This window comes from Chryseobacterium sp. MHB01 (assembly GCF_034651565.1).
Taxonomy (GTDB): Bacteria; Bacteroidota; Bacteroidia; order Flavobacteriales; family Weeksellaceae; genus Chryseobacterium; species Chryseobacterium nepalense.
Map to the genome: position 1 here is coordinate 293,303 of NZ_JAYEDA010000002.1, position 19,224 is coordinate 312,526.

At 35.9% G+C, this 19,224-nt stretch carries 22 protein-coding genes; 12 read left to right on the forward strand and 10 right to left on the reverse strand.

All coding sequences use genetic code 11. The features are described 5' to 3' along the window. Positions 1-3 precede the first annotated feature (3 nt). From U9K52_RS04930 to U9K52_RS04960, 7 genes are all read left to right on the forward strand, one after another. Positions 4-291: a hypothetical protein gene (locus tag U9K52_RS04930; protein WP_002978260.1), complete on the forward strand. Its 288-nt coding sequence runs from the start codon at positions 4-6 to the stop codon at positions 289-291. Next, on the forward strand, positions 278-1,627 hold the full coding sequence (gene traM, locus U9K52_RS04935) for a conjugative transposon protein TraM (protein ID WP_115050580.1): 1,350 nt from the start codon (positions 278-280) through the stop codon (positions 1,625-1,627). Before U9K52_RS04930 ends, traM begins: the two co-directional genes overlap by 14 nt. Before the next feature lie 24 nt (positions 1,628-1,651). Further along, on the forward strand, positions 1,652-2,545 hold the full coding sequence (gene traN / locus U9K52_RS04940) for a conjugative transposon protein TraN (RefSeq protein ID WP_115050579.1): 894 nt from the start codon (positions 1,652-1,654) through the stop codon (positions 2,543-2,545). 20 nt (positions 2,546-2,565) lie between these two features. Then, positions 2,566-3,126, forward strand: coding sequence for a conjugal transfer protein TraO (locus U9K52_RS04945; protein ID WP_323673781.1), 561 nt, complete (start codon positions 2,566-2,568; stop codon positions 3,124-3,126). Positions 3,127-3,138: 12 nt separating this feature from the next. Continuing rightward, a complete protein-coding gene (locus U9K52_RS04950; RefSeq protein WP_074964051.1) occupies positions 3,139-3,588 on the forward strand; it encodes a DUF3872 domain-containing protein in 450 nt (149 codons plus the stop codon). 102 nt (positions 3,589-3,690) lie between these two features. Continuing rightward, positions 3,691-3,963 carry a molybdenum ABC transporter permease gene (locus U9K52_RS04955; RefSeq protein WP_003002444.1) on the forward strand — a complete coding sequence of 91 codons (273 nt, stop codon included), beginning with the start codon at positions 3,691-3,693 and terminating at the stop codon, positions 3,961-3,963. Between the two features lie 10 nt (positions 3,964-3,973). Continuing rightward, positions 3,974-4,774, forward strand: coding sequence for a TIGR02391 family protein (locus tag U9K52_RS04960; RefSeq protein ID WP_002978276.1), 801 nt, complete (start codon positions 3,974-3,976; stop codon positions 4,772-4,774). 39 nt (positions 4,775-4,813) lie between these two features. Here U9K52_RS04960 and U9K52_RS04965 read toward each other — a convergent pair whose 3' ends face one another. Together U9K52_RS04965 and U9K52_RS04970 are read right to left on the reverse strand one after the other, a co-directional pair. Then, positions 4,814-7,465 carry a hypothetical protein gene (locus U9K52_RS04965; RefSeq protein ID WP_115050576.1) on the reverse strand — a complete coding sequence of 884 codons (2,652 nt, stop codon included), beginning with the start codon at positions 7,463-7,465 and terminating at the stop codon, positions 4,814-4,816. After that, positions 7,465-9,066: a hypothetical protein gene (locus U9K52_RS04970; protein ID WP_322925587.1), complete on the reverse strand. Its 1,602-nt coding sequence runs from the start codon at positions 9,064-9,066 to the stop codon at positions 7,465-7,467. The genes U9K52_RS04965 and U9K52_RS04970 overlap by 1 nt, the downstream gene beginning before the upstream one ends. A 169-nt stretch (positions 9,067-9,235) precedes the next feature. On the opposite strand from U9K52_RS04970, the gene U9K52_RS04975 reads away from it, so the two are divergent. The 3 genes from U9K52_RS04975 to U9K52_RS04985 all read left to right on the forward strand — a co-directional run bounded on the left by U9K52_RS04975 (position 9,236) and on the right by U9K52_RS04985 (position 10,489). Beyond that, positions 9,236-9,547 carry a helix-turn-helix domain-containing protein gene (locus tag U9K52_RS04975; RefSeq protein WP_135834316.1) on the forward strand — a complete coding sequence of 104 codons (312 nt, stop codon included), beginning with the start codon at positions 9,236-9,238 and terminating at the stop codon, positions 9,545-9,547. Beyond that, positions 9,528-9,827, forward strand: a complete 300-nt coding sequence (locus U9K52_RS04980; protein ID WP_049038341.1) for a helix-turn-helix domain-containing protein — start codon at positions 9,528-9,530, stop codon at positions 9,825-9,827. The genes U9K52_RS04975 and U9K52_RS04980 overlap by 20 nt, the downstream gene beginning before the upstream one ends. A gap of 272 nt (positions 9,828-10,099) precedes the next feature. After that, positions 10,100-10,489, forward strand: coding sequence for a response regulator transcription factor (locus tag U9K52_RS04985; protein ID WP_037438467.1), 390 nt, complete (start codon positions 10,100-10,102; stop codon positions 10,487-10,489). Positions 10,490-10,500: 11 nt separating this feature from the next. Here the strand turns inward: U9K52_RS04985 and U9K52_RS04990 are convergent, their stop codons facing one another. Both U9K52_RS04990 and U9K52_RS04995 read right to left on the reverse strand, forming a co-directional pair. After that, on the reverse strand, positions 10,501-11,490 hold the full coding sequence (locus U9K52_RS04990) for a hypothetical protein (RefSeq protein WP_322925588.1): 990 nt from the start codon (positions 11,488-11,490) through the stop codon (positions 10,501-10,503). A gap of 95 nt (positions 11,491-11,585) precedes the next feature. After that, positions 11,586-12,053: a DUF1905 domain-containing protein gene (locus U9K52_RS04995; RefSeq protein WP_219071557.1), complete on the reverse strand. Its 468-nt coding sequence runs from the start codon at positions 12,051-12,053 to the stop codon at positions 11,586-11,588. Between the two features lie 397 nt (positions 12,054-12,450). Here U9K52_RS04995 and U9K52_RS05000 point away from each other — a divergent pair, with 397 nt between their 5' ends. Both U9K52_RS05000 and nhaA read left to right on the forward strand, forming a co-directional pair. Beyond that, positions 12,451-13,494, forward strand: a complete 1,044-nt coding sequence (locus tag U9K52_RS05000) for an IS110 family transposase (RefSeq protein WP_322925589.1) — start codon at positions 12,451-12,453, stop codon at positions 13,492-13,494. Between the two features lie 221 nt (positions 13,495-13,715). Then, on the forward strand, positions 13,716-14,903 hold the full coding sequence (gene nhaA, locus U9K52_RS05005; protein WP_002978293.1) for a Na+/H+ antiporter NhaA: 1,188 nt from the start codon (positions 13,716-13,718) through the stop codon (positions 14,901-14,903). Between the two features lie 2 nt (positions 14,904-14,905). On the opposite strand, the gene arsB is transcribed toward nhaA, so the two are convergent. From arsB to U9K52_RS05035, 6 genes are read right to left on the reverse strand one after another with little or no spacing between them, the layout of a single operon-like run. Next, the gene (arsB, locus tag U9K52_RS05010) at positions 14,906-15,946 is read right to left on the reverse strand and encodes an ACR3 family arsenite efflux transporter (RefSeq protein WP_002978295.1); all 1,041 of its coding nucleotides are present in this window, start codon (positions 15,944-15,946) and stop codon (positions 14,906-14,908) included. 2 nt (positions 15,947-15,948) lie between these two features. Continuing rightward, positions 15,949-16,326 carry a glycine cleavage system protein GcvH gene (gene gcvH, locus U9K52_RS05015; RefSeq protein ID WP_002978297.1) on the reverse strand — a complete coding sequence of 126 codons (378 nt, stop codon included), beginning with the start codon at positions 16,324-16,326 and terminating at the stop codon, positions 15,949-15,951. 16 nt (positions 16,327-16,342) lie between these two features. Then, a complete protein-coding gene (locus tag U9K52_RS05020; RefSeq protein ID WP_002978299.1) occupies positions 16,343-17,116 on the reverse strand; it encodes a metallophosphoesterase family protein in 774 nt (257 codons plus the stop codon). 43 nt (positions 17,117-17,159) lie between these two features. Then, complete coding sequence (chrA, locus tag U9K52_RS05025) at positions 17,160-18,287, reverse strand: chromate efflux transporter (protein WP_002978301.1); 1,128 nt, start codon at positions 18,285-18,287, stop codon at positions 17,160-17,162. After that, entirely contained in the window at positions 18,277-18,708 is a 432-nt protein-coding gene (locus U9K52_RS05030) for a DoxX family protein (protein ID WP_002978304.1), read from the reverse strand. Before U9K52_RS05030 ends, chrA begins: the two co-directional genes overlap by 11 nt. A gap of 12 nt (positions 18,709-18,720) precedes the next feature. Further along, the gene (locus tag U9K52_RS05035; RefSeq protein WP_002978305.1) at positions 18,721-19,194 is read right to left on the reverse strand and encodes a DUF6428 family protein; all 474 of its coding nucleotides are present in this window, start codon (positions 19,192-19,194) and stop codon (positions 18,721-18,723) included. Positions 19,195-19,224 lie beyond the last annotated feature (30 nt).

The following is a 19,224-nucleotide window of genomic DNA, read 5'->3' on the forward strand; positions in this document are numbered from 1 at the left end:
AGTATGAAAAAACTAAGAGCAAATATGGATAGGTATTTTGATAAGCTCGACGAACGTTGGCAGGCATTGCCAGTGCGCAAGCAGCACCAATATACCCTGTACTTTTTTGTGGGATATCTACTGCTTACCGCAGGTGTAATTTTCAAAGTCTGGTACGATACCTCAAAGTCTGGAAACGATATGATCATAGAGCATATCGAAAATCCTGTCCTCAAAAAAAATGGAAGTCCTGCAAGATTGCAGGATAGTGTATCAACAATTTTAAAAAATCAAATTTATGAAAGAAAATGAGAACAAAAAATCGGTTGTTCGGGTAACGGAGGGGAACTCGACAGCAACTGCTGATGTGTTGCAAGACGGCACACAGAATAATAAGGAGAAGCTCAAAAAGCCCTTAATTTTCGGCTTAATGGCGATTGTTTTCGTGGGTTGTGTGTACCTCATATTTAAACCATCCGAAGACAAAAAGACAATTGAAAATGTAGGGCTGAACGATGCGGTACCAGAGGCTACTGGAACTGGAATGCCTGCAGACAAAGGCAAGGCGTATGAACAGGAAATGCTCGAACGCAAAGAGCAGGAAAAACGCAATGCATTGGCTACACTTTCAGACTACTGGAATACAGAAGACAAAGAAGAGCCAACCGACGAACCGTTTAATGAAGAAGGGGAAAACAACAGCTTTGGCGGTAGTGGGAGAAATTCGGCAAGAAGCAGTAACCCTGCTTTGAACAGCTATCGAAATAGCCAAAGCGCATTGAGTTCCTTTTATCAAGATGATAACGCTGAAACAATGGAACTGCGTAAGCAGGTGGACGAATTGAAAGAAAAATTATCAGAAAAGGATGTGCCACCTGTGGCCACAGTTGATGACCAATTGAAGCTAATGGAGAAATCCTATGAAATGGCAGCAAAGTATCTGCCAAAAAATGCGAATACCGAAAATTCAACACCTGCTAATGGTGCTGTTCCGGATGCTGTTAGTGCTATGGCTACTAACCAAAAAGAGCATTTTGTATCGTTCACATCAGCAAGAAAAAATACAGTATCAGCCCTTTACCGTGAACCATCGGACAGTGCTTTTTTAGCGGATTGGAGCGAAACAAAGAACCGTGGGTTTTATACCGCTGGTTCTTTGGAACAAATGGCACAACCCAAAAACAGTATCAAAGCCTGTGTACACGATGCCCAAACAGTAGTTGGCGAAACAGGTGTGCGTTTACGATTATTAGAGCCTGCAAAAACACCGAGCCGTACCATTCCAAAAGGAACGATTTTAACGGCTAATGCGAAATTTCAGGGAGGGCGTTTACAACTAAAAGTTACCTCGATAGAACTGGAGGGCAATATCATCCCGGTAGATATAACCATTTACGATTTGGACGGACAGCAAGGCTTGTACGTTCCTTATTCGCCCGAAATGAATGCCCTTACTGAAATGGCAGGCAATATGAGCCAGACAGGCGGAACAAGCGTAATGCTCACGCAAAATGCTGGACAGCAGGTTGCAGCAGACCTTAGTCGTGGCGTGGTACAGGGAATTTCGGGCTACTTCGCCAAAAAGGTAAGAACCCCAAAAGTTACGCTGAAAGCAGGATATCAAGTCTTCTTGGTATCTAAAAAATAATGTTGAACTCAAATAATTTTAATAATGAAAAATCATTTAAAAACCTTTTGGGCAATTGCCCTGATACTCGGCTTTGCCGTACAATCTTTTGCACAAGACAGCATCAGAACTCCGCTTGCATTAGGCAAGATAGAACCGTATAAAATGGAAGTTACCTACGATAAAACTTCGCACTTGATTTTTCCGACCGCTATCCGTTATGTGGATTTGGGAAGCGAATATCTAATTGCAGGAAAAGCAGAAGATGCGGAAAACGTGTTGCGTGTAAAAGCAACGGTAAGGGATTTCGAACCTGAAACCAATTTTTCGGTCATTACGAATGACGGACGTTTTTACAGCTTTAATGTGTATTACAGTTCTTACCCGGAGGCAATGAGCTACGACCTACTTACAATGCAAAAGGCAGTGGATAAAGCCAATGGAAACGATGTGCTTTTTGAAGAATTGGGCAATAATTCGCCTTCACTAGCAGGCTTGCTATTAGAAACAATTTACAAAAATGATAATCGGATTGTAAAGCACATTGGGGCTAAGAGTTTCGGCATTCAGTTTATTCTCAAAGGCATTTATATCCACAACGGCAAATACTATTTCCATACGGAATTGAGAAATAAAACCAATGTGCCTTTCCAGATTGATTTTATCAATTTCAAAGTAGTAGATAAAAAGGTAGCCAAACGTACTGTGGTACAAGAACGCCCGATGATACCCCTCAGAACTTACAAGCCTTTGGACGAGATTGGCGGGAAACTAACCGAACAAAACGTGTTCCTGTTAGACCAATTTACCATTGCCGATGACAAGGTACTGTTGATTGAGATTTTCGAGAAGAACGGTGGCAGACATCAAACTTTGCAGGTAGAAAATTCGGATTTGATAAAAGCTCGTTTAATAAACGATATGCACCTAAAATTTTAATAACATTTTAATCCAATAATATGAAAAAGTATATCTATACCGTGATGCTCATCTTGATGGCCATCACGGTTACACAGGCACAAAGAATGCTCCCAAAACAGAAAGGACTGGAAGTAAGTACAGGTGTAGTATCCAACGATAAAATTGGCAATGATTATTACCTCAATATTGGAATGACCGTGAACGGTAAAAACGGGAACTATCAGCTTTGGGCATTGGAATACACCCACCAATACCACGACTACAAAGACCTCCGCATACCGCAGGAAACCTACACTTCCGAAGGCGGCTACAGTTTCTTCCTTTTGGGCGATGCTCGTAAAAACATTACGCTGAACTTCGGAATAACAGGTGTTGTCGGTTATGAAAGCATCAATCGTGGCGAAGCGATGTTGTATGACGGAGCAAAGATTTTGAGCGAGGATAACTTCATCTACGGAGCTGGTGGACGGCTCACTCTTGAAACATATCTATCAGACCGTTTTGTGTTAATCCTGCAAGGACGCACAAAAGTATTTTGGGGTACGGACTTAGAGCAAGTCCGACCATCCGCAGGTGTGGGATTAAGGTTTAATTTTTAAAAACTTAAAACAATGATAGCAATATTTAATAAATTCAGAATAGGATTAGTGCCGATATATGTAATGCTGGCAATCCTAACAGCTTCGGTAACTTTAGTGTCTTGTAGTAAAGATGATGAACTCGAAATACAGAACGATTTTCCTTTCGAGGTAAACGTGATGCCAGTTCCAAAAGATGTAGCCAATGGACAAACGGTAGAAATACGCATTGCCATACAGCGAACAGGCAATTACAGCAACACACAGTATTTTCTTCGCTATTTCCAATTTGACGGACAAGGCACATTGCGGTATTACGATGAGCAACCATATTTACCGAACGATTTATACCCATTACCCACAGAGCAATTTCGGTTGTACTATACTTCAACATCTGCCGTTTCGCAATCCTTTGATGTTTGGATTTCGGACAGCTTTGGAAATGAAAAACAGATAAGTTTTCAGTTTAATAGTGCTGATTAAAAACAATGAAATCCTGCCACAAAAAGCAGGATTTCTCTTTTTAAGGAATATTAAAACTGTTTTTTTTTGTAAATTTAAAAAGTAGATTTTAAGTGTTTTGTTATGGTCGCATCATTGGTTATAGGAATAATATTTTTGATTGCAGGTTTAGGACTTCGCTATTGGCTTAACCGACGAAAGTTTTACAGGCGTGGTCCGATGGGAGCCGAAGGTTTTTCATCTTATGAAAGTTCGGTTTTCATTAAATTTATTGAAAAGGTTGGTAAATGGATAGCTTATGGATTGATTATATTTGGACTTTTATCACTTTGGGTTTATTCTCGTGAGAAAAAAGATAGGGAAATCCAAAACATGGAAATCCAGAAACAGAATTAATCATTTTTAAATGACAAAATCCTTTGATGACATAACCTTGCGAAATATATCTGACATTATATCAAATCTATTAACGCATACAAAAATCACAGAACATTTAGCTGGTGCTAATATTTCTCAATCGCAAATTGGTACAAACAAAACCGACAGACTTTTTTATGCATTAAAAGAAAAGCAAATACAAGACAATTGTGGAAATAATGTATTGGCATTTGTAGTTAGGTTATTAAATCCTAAAAGATATAATTCCGAAGACGAATTTGAAAGAGACAGAACAACTATCAATGAAAAATTAGTTTACGAAGGGATAGAAATTGATAAAACCGGACAACCCCGACTAGTTGAAAAGGCTAAAACCATTTCAGAAGCTAAAAGCAGGTCACTTAAAATCAAAGAAAAAGTACACGGTATCGGAGTTCATTCAGAAATTTTACCATACTGCGAAGCCGAATGGCTGAAAGAAAATTATTTTCACTCTATACTAGAAATCACAAAAAGTGTTGCGGAAAGACTTAGGCAGAAAAGTGGCTATACTTCAGATGGAGCAGATCTGGTTGATGATTGTTTTGCTTTAGGAAAAGACAAAAGACCTATGCTTGCTTTTAATATGCTGAATAATCCAAGCGAAGAAAGTGAGCATAAGGGTTTCGGCAACTTCTGTAAAGGATTTTTTTCTATGTACCGAAATCCAAAAGCGCATAACCCGAAAATATTAGAAGACACTCAACTTTCAGAAATGACTGAAGTATTGGTTGTAGCCACAATTATTCATAACAAACTTGATAACACTTACAAAACAGGACTTAAATAGCGCAAATCGGATAACCCAAAAGTTATCCGATTTTTTAACTTACAAATCGGTGCATATAAAAGATGAGAGTTTTAGAGGTAAATAAATTTCGTCTGGACTGTGTTTTATGTAATCTTCTTTATCATAGTCCCACATAAAGCCAGGTCTGATTAAAGTAAAATCGTTTGTTTTATTTACGTACTGAACGTAGCTATAACCCCAAGGCGATTTGTAAATAATTTGCCCGTTAACTGCTGATGTATCAAAGTTCTTATCTTCAATCTGTTCAATCACTTTTATAAACGAAGGACATAGTCTTTCGTAAAATATCTCTAAGTTTTTTTCAAATCCTTTTGTTCTGTTTTTCAGCTCGGAAATTCTAATATTAATTTTGGATTTTAATTCTACAAAATTGCTATTGAAATCATCTACATTCCTACAACCTAAATAATGAAGTGCATTTAAAGCCATAGTAAAAAAGTAATGTAATTCATCATCTTTCCATCGATTGTTAATTAAGCAAACAATTGTATTTATGAGTGCCTCTTTTTTTAGTTCCTCGATTTTCTTTTTTGTATAGTCAAATTCATACGCTTTAAATCCGCTTCTTGCCAGCATCAAAAAGTCGCCAATTAAGTTTAAACAACAACCCTTTACATTGTTATTGTCATAATCGTCTACAAATGGTAAATAACTGAAAAAATGGTGCGTGTCTTGTTCGTCATACTTTGCAGATTTCCCTCCGTATTCACTTATCAACTCAAGAGCGATTAAATATTTAGTCAAATCTGTAAGTGTAGGCCTATATGTTTTTGGTCGACTATTCCCATAGAGAATTTCTTGTTGGTAATTGTAAAGGTTATCAAAGTAGTTCATCAACTTTCTTTTTTCAGATTTAAGAATGACAAAAGAGAGGTTACGAACCGTTGCCACTTCTCCTTCCTCATTTCCATTTATGTTGCCTAAATCGTCTTCTTGCTCATCAATACTTATATCAGCTTGTTTATTTGTTGAAATTCCATTTAAATTGATGAACTTCAAAACATCTAAAACACGTAGGGAAAGAGAAGAGAGTAGAAGGTTTTTTTCAAATCCAGAATTTTCTATTGCTTTATAGGAAGAGAGATCGTAAAGTTTTTCAGGTTCTTTGTCATCATTCAGCTTTGTAAACGTGCTTCTCCTACTATCTAAAAAGCTGGCTCCTGTCTCATTTTCTGTTTCGTCAAAGATGGCGTAATGCAACAAGTCAAGAACTTTACTTAGTTCGCCATTTTGAATTTCGCTATAAATTTTCTCAATTTCCTCTGTTTTTGGGTTAGGATGCGTTTTCGCCAAAAGGAAATAATCGGAAATTAATAGTTTATTTGAGATAATCCCATCATTAACATTTGTCAATTGCACATATAGGAAACTGCCTAATTCTAAATTGACTGTTATTTTTAGCTCTTTCTCATAATTTGAGAATGTTTTGGAATACAAAAATCGGTTTTGTTTATCGAAGAAAACAACCTTAAATTCATCGGTATAGGTGCCATTGGAATGAAGTATAAATTCATCATAAATCAACTCTGCCGATAGCAGTTGCAGTTTAAATTGATTATTCTCGATTATAGTTTCATAAATTGATTTAATTGTAGTCGTTGTAAATTCATCGAGGGTTTTACTATTGCTTGTTTTCAGTTTTATGCCTAATTGATTTAACAATCCACCTTTTTCTGACTGAATAAGAAGTGAAACTTCTGCATTTGAATTTTTGCCCAATAATCCCAATCCTGCGGGTGTAATATTGGCACTACCGAACAAGCAAAACTCTTTTCCATTTTTTGTCTTGAAATGAATAATCTTCCCGTGAAGTTTTGATTTTGAGTTTCCAGATTTTGCATATTGGATTTTGCTTACGCCTGCATCACACCAATCGTAAAATGTAAACGCTTTGCTCACTTGCATTGCAGAAGGGATTAAACCACTTTCATCCAATATGACTTTTACTATGGCTGAAGGAAAAAGAGAATTAAGTTCTTGCAATACTTTCCCATTTTTGTCATAATATGGAGAAATGGTAGTTATTTCTACTACTTTCTCATTGCTAAGATGTTTTAAAAGTTCGTTCCAAATAGAAGTTGTTTCAGTATTAAACAGGAAAGCGACCTTCTCTTTTTGCGACGTTTCGAAAAATTGAAATGGTTTTGTCTTTGGCAATTCATTCAGCCATTTAGAATGTTCAAGTATCCATTTTGTAGTTTTTTCATTCATCTGTCCTTTAACTGACGATGAAAGAGTTGATAGATAATCCCAAGCTGACGAAAAGATTGATGAATTTTCGGTTGAACGAATATCAAAATGAAATGCTCCCCAAATCTCATCATTGTTACCATTTCCAGAATTTGTAAGGTTTCCAGAACCAACAATAAGCAATCCTTCTTTTTCACCAAACAACATCCAAATTTTTGGATGGAATACTGACTTTTGGAAAACAGGATAAAGTGAATAACCGGCAGAAAGTTGCATTTCTTCTCCTGTAGCTTGTTGCATTAACTCTGAATAATAATGTCCATCAATAAAAACGTTGATGTTTCTCACGCCACAAGAACGCAACCATTTCATTGCTTTCATTTCAAAAAAATAAAAGTCAAAGCTGAAGGTAGTAAGAATTGCAGAATGATATCTTCTGCTTCCTATCAATGTTAGTATGTTTTCTCTTTCTAACATCATCAGTCAATCAGAATTTTCTTATGTAATGGCAATAAAATCCTTTGGTTGTTGATTACATGTAAATCAAACATTATGTTTTGCAAGGCGTTCATTCTTGGCGATGTGTTTCTTGGTGGAAATGTATCTATGAAACGGATGTATTGTTCCTCAATAAAAAATTTGTGAGTAGCCTGTGAGCCGTTGCCCATTTTTCTGAGTGCAACCATTGAGTGCCTGTAAATAATTTTGCGTAAAATAAATTGTTCAACAAAATCTTGAAGTGTATCATTTTCTGCTGTGTGAACTGTCAAGATGCCATCAACCATATTCCCATCCCTTTCTATCTTTTTTCTGCTCATAAATTCTTTCAATGGATGAAGTTGCTCTCTATTATTTTTGAATATTTGAAGCAAAAGCATAAAGCCATATTTTGCTACTATAACAGGGTCGTTTGTTGCATCAATTTCCTTTTTGATGTTTTCCTCATCTTCTGTGTCAGGGATTAACTCCAAAATTTCTGCAAGTGAACTTGTTGGCTCTGTAGCTTGCTTTAGCTCTTTGCATATTTCATTTGTAATACTGCTTGAAAATTTCTTTACAAACAATGGTAGATATTGGTCTTGTTGGAAATCGTAAAGATGTTGTAATACAGCCCAAAATATTGTTCCGCAACTGTACTGCCAATACTCATTTAATTGATAGCAGTACCAACCAATATTAGTTTCCGTTTCAGGATAACCATTTGTTCCCAATTTCTTTCGGTAACTTTCCAATAGAAAACTATACCAGTCGTAATTATTTTCATTTTTAACAGCTGTATTTAAGAGCGACAAAATTGTTTCCCTTCTGTGAAAAGTAAAACGTTCTTCCATTTCTTGACTTGGATCGTCTTTGTCCAAAAGCATTTCTACATATAGTTGCCATTCGGCATTTTCTGTTTGTATCGTATCAATCGCAAAATACTTTATCAGTTCTGAAATATCATCTTGGTAGAGTTTTCCTTTTTTGATATTAATATAAAATAACTCTTTTATTTGTGGTGACAATGATCCTTCAAAAGCCTCGGCTAATTGTTCCCCAGAAACTTTTTGTCTTGGGTGTGGTTTACTAATGTTGTAAATAACATCTCCATCATCATTTATTGCTGTAATAATTAAGGAAAGTGCCTGCATTGCTCCGTAATAATATTGTCCGAATGCACCGGATGGATATTTCCAATAAACATTTTTATCGGTATTGTCCTTGTCTGCTCCTTCGGCTAAGTCAAAATAAGTTTCCTCAGCTGTATTTATTAGGTTTGAAGCAAAGTTACTTCCTGTTATCTGTTGAACTCCTTTACGCTCGCTTTGCATAATTATGGCAATCATCAATTCAGCTCTGCGGATAAAACGATATTGTTCTTTTGAGTTGCCTTTCTTCTCGGTCTTGAAATAGAAGTCTAAAAGCCAACAATAAAACCCATAATAACGGAGACGATTAGTCAAATTGGAAATTCCAGGCAACATAGTGGCGTAAGTCGCTTCTGAGGTTGTTTGAAGGCCTAACGGGTCAAGTCCAGTGATTAGATTTATTGATGCTCCCCAAAACGGATAATTTGAATTGCCTTTTTGTAATACTGCCATTTAAAATTAATTTATCAGTAACCTATATTCTTCAAATTTACAAAATAAACTATCTTGAAATTTATATCGTGGCGACAAATACTACCTTTCAACGACAATCAATACAACATTTCACAAGCCTTTACAAATAATTGATAAATTCGACTTCCACAGCAAAATTGAGCAGATTATGGAAGTTATCGCAATACAAAAATCCGCATTGGATGGAATGACAAATGAACTGAAAGCACTTTTGGAATTGACCGAAAATGCCACAATGAAATACATTTCAATTTTCAAAGAAGAAAAATGGCTAGATAACCAGGAAGTTTGTTTGATGATGAAGATTACTAAACGGACTTTGCAGACCTACAAGGACAAAGGGCTGTTACCTTATTCCAAACTGAACCGCAAGAATTATTATAAACTCTCGGACGTACGGGCTTTGCTCGAAGCTGGACAGCCGTACAATACCAATGATAATGGATTTACTGACGAATGATAATGAAGAAATCATTTCCCATCAAGAAATGATTTTGATATTGAGAGACCGTATTGAAAATATATTAAAAAACTATCGTCCCGTAATGAATGGAGAAATTTATTTGTCGGGCGAAGATGTATGCAAACTGTTACACATTAGCAAACGCACTTTACAGCAATATCGTGATGATAATATCCTGCCGTATATTCAGATTGGTGGCAAAATTATTTATAAGGAAACAGATTTGATGACAATATTGGAGCAGAATTATATCAATCACAAAACTAATTCAGACTAAGCTTTTTTATTGCATTAATACATCTAATAGCAAGAGTTTAGTATCTTTGCTATGTAAAATATAGAAATACTTAAAGTGTTTTTGCTTTAAGTCCCACATTGAAAACTGGTAATTTTTAGACAACGGGACGATAAGGAAGAACGCTCATGCCATAGGCGTGGGCGCTCGCTTATTCGTTGTCGGGTATACCAGTGCCTCAATGTGCGGTAAGTGTAGTGGCCTGCGCTTTCTTTTTGTGCAGGGCTACATCAACTTTAAAAAAGTATGATGATATGAAAACTGGTACATCCCAACAAAAAATTACACTCGCCTTTATCAATGATAAAAGCCCAATTTTAGATTTCATTTGTAAAGACCTCATTGCTTCAGGAACTGAAGTCTTATTTCGTTCGGAAAGCATTGAAGATGGACTATCACAATTATCTTCATTAAATGAACTCCCAAAAATTTGTATTATCGACCTTGATTTTTACAACAAGAATGTTTTTGTTGAACTTCAAGAATTAAGAACAAAATATCCAACTATAAAACTTATTGCACATAGTGATATTGATGATGAGAAAGTAGGTAAATATCTTTTAGATATTGGTTTTTCAAGTTACTTGCTGATTGGTAATGATGCGGAATATTTTAGAAAAGTAATAGAAGCCGTTATCAATTAGGATAAAATTCACTAATTCTCATACAAAATACTAGCGATTTTTTTATCATTTAGTACAAACCTTATCTGCTCATATTTTTGAGTAGGGTGCATATCCTTTTCTGTAACTGGCGGAAAATATTTTACTCCAATAGTCACGTTTGGTAAACTAAAACTCCAAGATGACCTGATTTTAAAATTCTTACCACACAATTGTTGATTGGATGAGTTCAGATATTCTTTGAATTTTGAAAGCCCTTCGATTTCAAATATTGTTTTCCAGTTTTTACGAACTTCAAAAACGATATTTTCGTCAAGATTTTTCAGGATACTACTTTCATCGGAACTGTTACAGGCGTTTATAAAATCTCTGATGATTTTTCGTGGTTGTTTTTGAATTTCTCTGATTTCTTTCTTTTTGTTTTCAAGATAAGTGCTAAAATCCTTGTCAACCAATTCAGATAACTTATAGTATCCTGAATGAAAAGCTTCTAATGGAGATTTGTATAATCTATCTTTAAAAAAAGTTGCTTCATCTGTTTCATTGGCTTTAAAATGATCCAGAAGCAAAAAACCTTTTTCTTCGGTTGTACTGTTAACACCATCCACAATGTTTACAAAGTAGAACTGCTCTTTATCTTCGAACAAAACTTTAATTTTAGAGTTGAATTTTTCAGACTTATTTGCCGATGCTTTCACAAGATATTTCGTTTCATCCAAAGGATTTTCAATCCGTCTTCCCCAGCCATCAGTAGATAATTCAGATTGGTATCGGGATATTTGAACCCGTATTTCCTTCCGTCCTTTTTCGAGGTCGGTGGTAAATTCATATCCAGGAAAAGAATTGAGAATAGCTGTGTCTAATTCCCATTCCTCATAATCACTTGTGAAATTTATTTGATAGCTAAATTCATATTCCCGAATGTAAACCGGAAATTGGAACTTGTTCCCGACAATTGTTTGCGCTAATAAGGTAATATCGGATTTTCTGTTTACGGTTATTGAGATTTCTGTTTCAATCATTTTGAAATTTATTTTTACTGACAGTTTTTAAAGTAATGCCATTTTTTTTCAAACCATTCTGCTTGAGAGTAGAAAGGAAATCAAGTGAAGACTGCTTAATCATTGTCGTCACCCAATTGGTCAATGTATTTCAAAATTATATTTACTTGTTTGTCCTCGGATTTTGTAGAGGATATTTTTTCAATAATTTTAATCCTATCTTCTTTTGGTAATTTATTGAACGATTTTAAAACCCCCGATTTTCTAAAAGTATCTAAAATTTCTTTTTCTGTAATCGACTCCTTTGAAGTCAATAAGTAAAGTGTAACAGTTACAGTGTCGCCACCACTTTTGCTGATTGCTTTCCTGATTTTGTCATTAATTGAAATTAGCTTGTCTTGTCCCCCAATTGTAAACAAATTAATACTGTCAATTGTGTAGTTGTCAATTGTACCAGATACTTTCAATGAACCCCATTTTCCTACGATATGTTTAGTGTTAGGTACTTGGATGTGATATGTCCAAGCACCTTTACCTGCTTCATATTTCAATTCAAGTTCCTCGTCTTTTACTAAGTATTCCATCTTTATGACCTGTATTATAGCTATACCGCTAACCCCTTAATTTAGAAAATTTGGGTATTTTGTATAGGAATTAGTCTATTTGTTTTAAGGACAAATTTAATGAATTAGATGCTAGGGTTATCGCAAATATTCTATTATAAACCATCATTAATCAGGCGACGTTCTTTTGCTTCTCCTATGTTTGTATAATATAATCTAAGTGAAGAAGGGCGAGAGCAGATTTTGCTTTAAATAGCCTATATGGTATATTCAAGAAAAGAAACTGCCTCCTCTTCTTTAACCTTTTAGAATCTGAACAGAATGTAAGGAATTTGCTCATTATGATGAGTCTTATAGCCAGTATATCCAGTCAGGAGAAAAGATGAAGAAAGGTTACCACTTACCTAAACCAGATAAGATGAAGGTATTATTAAAGCAGACAGTAGGAATTGATGTAGCACAAAATGAATTAGTTGTATCGCTTGGTCGAATGGATGAACAAATCAGCATAGAAGTTTATGCATACAAAGTATTTCCCAATACTCGAAAGGGTTTTTCAAGCCTTGTGTCATGGGTAAATAAGCAGACATCAATTACAACAGAAGTACGGTACGTAATGGAAGCAACAGGCGTTTATCATGAATCCTTAGCCTATTACCTATGCAGTATTAAAAAACAAGTCAGTATCGTTCTGCCAAACAAGATTAGTAATTATGCGAGAACACTTGACATAAAAACCAAAACTGACAAGAGCGCTTCACAAGCCATTTCGAGATTCGGTTTGGAAAGGCAATTGGAAGTTTGGCAACCTCCTTTAAAAATATTCAATGATTTGAGACAGCTTTGTCGGGAACGAGAGCAGTTGGTACATGAGCGTACAATGTTAAAAAATCAACTGCATGCAGAACGTACTTCTGAAACATCAAGTGAAAGCTCAGTGAAACGAACAAAAAAAAGAATAGCTCTTATTGATTCGCAGGAAAAAGAGATAAGAGAAGAAATTGCTATACTTATCAAAGGAGACGAAGTTCTACTAGAAAAGATGAATATGGTATCTTCTATTCCTGGAATTGGAAACTTAACCGCTGTAACCATTATAGCCGAAACTAACGGATTCGAGTTAATAAAGAATAAAAGACAATTGGTCAGTTATGCAGGATTAGATGTAAGAGAAAAAACATCTGGAACCTCAGTGAAATCCAAACCCCGAATATCCAAGCGGGGTAATCGGAATTTAAGGAAAGTAATGCACTTTCCGGCACTGGCTGCAATCAGGACTGATGAAATATTCAGAGATATTTTCTTAAGAATAGTTTCAAGGCATGGGATTAAAATGAAGGCTATAGTTGCCATCCAAAGGAAATTATTGGAATTGACATACATATTATGGAAAAGTAATGCCTATTATGATTCAGAATATGAACGCAAAATAATCTCATCAGAAGTTATAACATTACCATAATTAAGGAAATAGCCCCAACACAGTTCCTTACAATTTTAAAGTGTATTAGCTTACTAGCTATTATGTCAGGATTTTACATGCATAATTTTAATAGATCTTCACTACAAAGTGACACGGATTTATTACCCAAATTAAGCTTATTTCATAGATTTAGAACCCATCTATGAGGCAGAGTAAGTTAATATTGGTAAATTGCGATATTTAACTTTTACATTTAAAACATGAAGGATAAGATCAATCTAAATATTTTCAAAGACTTTGTTCAATCAAGTAATTTTGGAGGTTTCCTCCTTTTTTTATGCGTAGTGATTTCAATGATAGTGGCAAATACATCAATGGCCGTTCCGCTACAAAATTTATTGGACACAAAGCTGGGGTATGAAAATGAAGCCATACACCTCAATTATTCCGTAAGTATGTGGATCAACGACGGATTGATGGCAATCTTTTTTCTGTTGGTAGGTCTGGAAATTAAGAGAGAAATTGTTGAAGGAGAACTCTCTTCTCCTAAAAAAGCAATCTTGCCTATCCTTGCTGCTATCGGTGGAGCAGTTGTCCCCGCATTGATTTATTTATATTTTAATTCAGGAACCCCGACAGCTTCCGGCTGGGGTATTCCCATGGCTACCGATATTGCTTTTGCATTGGCCGTAATTTCGCTGTTAGACAAAAGAGTACCAACCAGTTTAAAAATATTTTTAGCGGCTTTGGCGATAGTGGATGACCTCATAGCTATTTTAGTAATTGCCATTTTCTATTCATCCGGAATTGAGTTAGGCTATCTAGGCTATGCCGGAATTGGAATACTAGTACTGATTTTGATGAACCGATTCAATATTAAGAATCCCTATCTATATCTAATACCAGGAGTGTTTATATGGTATTTTGTGCATCATTCTGGCATTCATGCCACTATAGCAGGTGTACTGGTAGCGATGACCTTGCCAACCAATGATACAGAAGTTGAATCTCCGTTAGAGAAACTAGAACATGCACTTGTAAAACCTGTTAACTTTCTAATTATTCCCATTTTTGCATTCGCCAATACAAATATTACAATTCATCAGGAAATGATAGAAGGACTGACTTCCCCTTTAGGTTTAGGTATTTCACTGGGATTGATTTTTGGTAAGCCCATTGGCATTGTTGTAACCTCTTTGATATGCTCTAAATTAGGGATAGGTCAACTTCCTGCAAACAGTAACTTTATTCACATTATTGGCTTAGGATTATTAGCTGGAATAGGTTTTACAATGTCCATATTTATATCTATGCTTTCATTTGACAATCAGGTTTTCATTGAAGAGGCCAAGCTATCTGTTTTAATAACATCACTCATTGCGGGTATAATAGGATATGTGATTTTGAATTTATCAAGTAGAAGAAAGAGTAAGAAGACTGAAATTTAAATTCAGTCTTTTTTACTATAATATTTCTCCTTTAGCCATAAACTTGCCTTTACCAATAATATCAGTACCGGAACTTCTACCAGTGGGCCGATAACACCCACAAATGCCTGTGGCGAATGAATGCCGAAAATCGATATTGCTACGGCTATTGCTAATTCAAAATTGTTTCCTGTGGCTGTAAATGCGATGGATGCGTTTTTGTCGTAAGGAACTTTAAGAGATTTATTGATAAAGAAGCTCACGAAAAACATCAACACAAAATAGATGATTAGCGGTATGGCTACTTTTACTACATCCATTGGTAATTCCAATATTTTATCGCCTTTCAAGCTGAACATTAATACTATCGTAAACAGTAAAGCGTACAAGGTAATTGGCGATATTGCGGGGACGAATTTTCGGTTATACCATTCTATACCTTTTGATTTTATAAGGAAGTAACGGCTTAAAAAACCTGCTAGGAATGGAATACCTAAATATATCAATACGCTTTCGGTAACATCTTTCATGGATACGCTTACATTGAAATTGGCTAATCCTAATTTTGCAGGTAATACGTTGATGAATAACCAAACTAAAAAGCTGTAAGTAAATATCTGGAAGATGCTGTTTAATGCAACTAACATAGCTGTATATTCTCTGTTTGCTTTAGCTAAGTCACTCCAGACGATGACCATGGCAATACATCTTGCCAAACCGATAAGAATTAAGCCTGTCATATAATCGGGTTCGTTACGTAAAAACAAAACCGCTAATCCAAACATCAATAGCGTGCCGATTACCCAATTGAGCAATAAGGATATGCCAATTACTTTTTTATCTCTAAATGCTTTGGGCAATAAGGAATAATCAACCTTTGCCAAGGGGGGGTACATCATTAATATCAATCCTATTGCCAATGGAATATTGGTAGTGCCAACAGATAAGCTGTTGGTAACATTAGAAATATTGGGAAAGAAATGACCCAAACCCACGCCAATTGCCATTGCAAGGAATATCCATAAAGTAAGGTATCTGTCTAAGAATTTTAATTTTGGTTGCATTGCTAATTTGTAAGTTCTTTATATTGGTTTGATGTCAATAAGTCTTCTAATTCTGTAATGTCTTTTATTTCAATTTTAATCAACCAACCGTCTTTATAAGGATGGTCGTTTATGAGTGTTGGTGCTTTCAAAAGTAGTTCGTTCGTTTCAGTGATTTTACCCGATACAGGCATAAATAAATCACTGACCGTTTTAACTGCTTCAACAGAGCCGAATACTTCGTCCTGCTGAAAACTATATCCAACGTTTGGTAAATCCGCATATACGATTTCGCCCAATTCACTTTGCGCAAATTCTGTAATGCCTATTGTACCTGTGTTGTCCTGTATGCTTATCCAGGTATGTTCTTTTGAATACTTTCTTTCGGTTGGAAATTCCATTTTTATAAATTTTAGATTAGTAACCTCTTCTTAAATTTTCTGCGTATTCGTTTGGTAAAATGCTTTCTTCAACTGCTTTTGCAGCCCTTTCAATATCATAATCAAAGCGTATAAATTCTACACTGATACTATCTTTGTCCAACACAGAACTGTTTTCATTAATCGTAAACATTACATAACCGCCTCTTACATCGCTGTCCTTCGGTTTACCAACCGAACCGATATTAATGGCGTGTCTGAAATGATTTTGACCGTCAATACCCGAATTTAAAACTCTGTGATAAGGTTTGTGTGTGTGTCCGAAGCACATAATGTCTGCATCGGCTTGCTCCATAATGCGAAGCATACTTTTTTCCTCACGGTCTTCAAAAAGATATTCGTTTATTTTTCTCGGACTTCCGTGTACCAAAAGCAAATTCAATTTATCTTCATTCAGTTGAAATTCTACTTTGATATGGGCTGGAAGTGTACGCAAATACGCTCTTTCTTCATCTTTCATCAAAGAATTTGTGAATGAAATAGAAATATTTCCGTTATCTTTTTCACTGTCTGTTTTGTAGGCACAACCGCATTCGTTGCTCATTCTGCCAATGCCAAAATCGTAATTTCCGGCAATGGTTGGTATTCTCCTTTTACGGATTTCGTTTACCACTTCGTTTGGCCAAATATTATAGCCCACCAAATCGCCCAAACAATAAATACTGTCTGGTTTTCTTTTTTCAACATCTTCAAAAAATGCTTCTAATGCAGGTAAATTGGCGTGAATATCACTGAATAATGCTATTTTCATTTTGTCTAATTTTTATTGTTTAAATATTTTGTTTAAGATAACTTTAGATAAGATTAAATAAATACCCTAATAATGCTCCTCCAATAACCACAAAGGCACTATTTATTTTTTTGAATTTGAAAACTACGATCGCACTTATCATTGCAATTAATATCGTCCGCCAATCAGTAATAGTTTCTTTGCCCATTGTAAGACAAATAGCGGCTATGATTGCAACAGATGCCACATTGACCGCATCGAGAAAAATGGACAGTCCTTTAGATTGGCGCATTTTTTTCATCAAGGGATTTAGCAATGCTACTAAAATAAACGACGGCAGAAAAATAGCAATCGTAGAAATAACTGCTCCGGATAGTCCGTTGATTTGATAGCCAATAAACGTAACTGAAGAAAAAACAGGACCTGGGGTAAACTGTCCAACAGCAATAGCATCCATTAATTGCTGCCGGGTGAGTAAGCCCGTTGCAACTAATTCCGTATCTAAAAAGGCGAAAAGAACATAACCGCTTCCGTAGAGGATAGCACCAATTTTCAGGAATATCCAAAATAATTTGGTATTTGTTTCAGACAGTAAGGGGCTTTGTGCGATTTGTAAGAATGCGAGCGGGATAAAACTTTGGAGCGTATTTTTTGTATCCTGAAGGTAATACAAGGCCATTGCCAGCAATCCCGCTCCAAACATCAAATAGATTTCACTAATGCCGAATAATGACAGTACCAAAACAAGAATACCTACAACCGCCAAGAATGTGGACTTTACTGATTTCTTTGCTAATGGAAAAACAGCTCCTATGATAATAGCGATGATTGCAGGTTTGATACCGTAAATAAAGGGCTGTACTTCGGGCAATTGTCCGTATTGCTGATACAACCATGCAAATATCCCGGTAATGAAAACCGCAGGTAAAATAAAGCATAACCCTGCAAAGATTAATCCTTTCCAACCGCCTTTGTCATAGCCGATGTGTATCGCCATTTCTGTACTGTTGGGGCCAGGAATGAGATTAGTAGCTCCCAACAAATCCAAAAAATGCTGTTCGCTCATCCATTTTCTTTTCACTACTACCTCCTGCTGCATCATAGCAATATGAGCCGCGGGACCTCCAAAACCAATAAAACCGAGCTTTAGAAAGAGTTTGGCAATTTCCTTTATTTGAATATCACGCTCCATTTCTCATTACGATTTTATCAATAGACCAATTACCTCCGCCTTTGATTAACAAAAACATACTTCCCAAAAGCATCGCCCAATCCGTACGGCTGCCGTGCAGCAATTCCCAAATACCCTCGCTAGCCAAAATAGATGTTTTGGTCGTGGCAATGGCAACCAGCATAATGATGATGAGCGGAATACTTGCTAACCTTGTAAGCAACCCCAGCAAAATAAACGCTCCGCAAAGGATTTCAAATATGCCTACAAAACTTCCAAAAAATTCAGGCGATGGCAAGCCAATTTTTTCAAACCGTCCCGCTCCACGAATGGCAGGAAACAGCAATTTTTGAATGCCCTCCGATAAAAAAACACCTCCAACAATCAGTCGGATTATGATTGTTGTCTTTGAATTATCTGTATGAATGATTTTTGAAAACATAAAAATTCAATTTTAACAACATCCGCCACCTGGAGTACAAGCATTAGCATTATTTACAGGCAGTTCTGCCAAATTTTTCTTTACTTTTTCGGAAGGAATACCGCAGGCATCTTGAGCCAAACAAGCTGTTGTTTTATTTTTCAGTACAAATGTATCTCCGTTGAAATCCAAATCATACTTACCAATCGTTTCGCTTTGGTATTCCACTTCAATTTCCGCATCTTCTATGCCCAATTTTTCTTCGGATAGCTTGATGATGTTTAATAGCTTAGCTGGCTTTAATTTGTGCTCGAAATCGTCTGCATTCCATAATTGGAAGTTTACAACTTTTTCCGAACGGATTACGCCACCACAGTCTATAAAGTTTTTAGTAATTTGTCCCACTTCGGTAACGTGGAAATGTTCTGGAACTAAGGTTCCGTTTTCTAATTGAAATCCAACATTTACTAATGTTGGCAGGATTTCTTTAATTTTTGATAGCTTCATATTTCTAATATTAACTCAATAAATGTTATA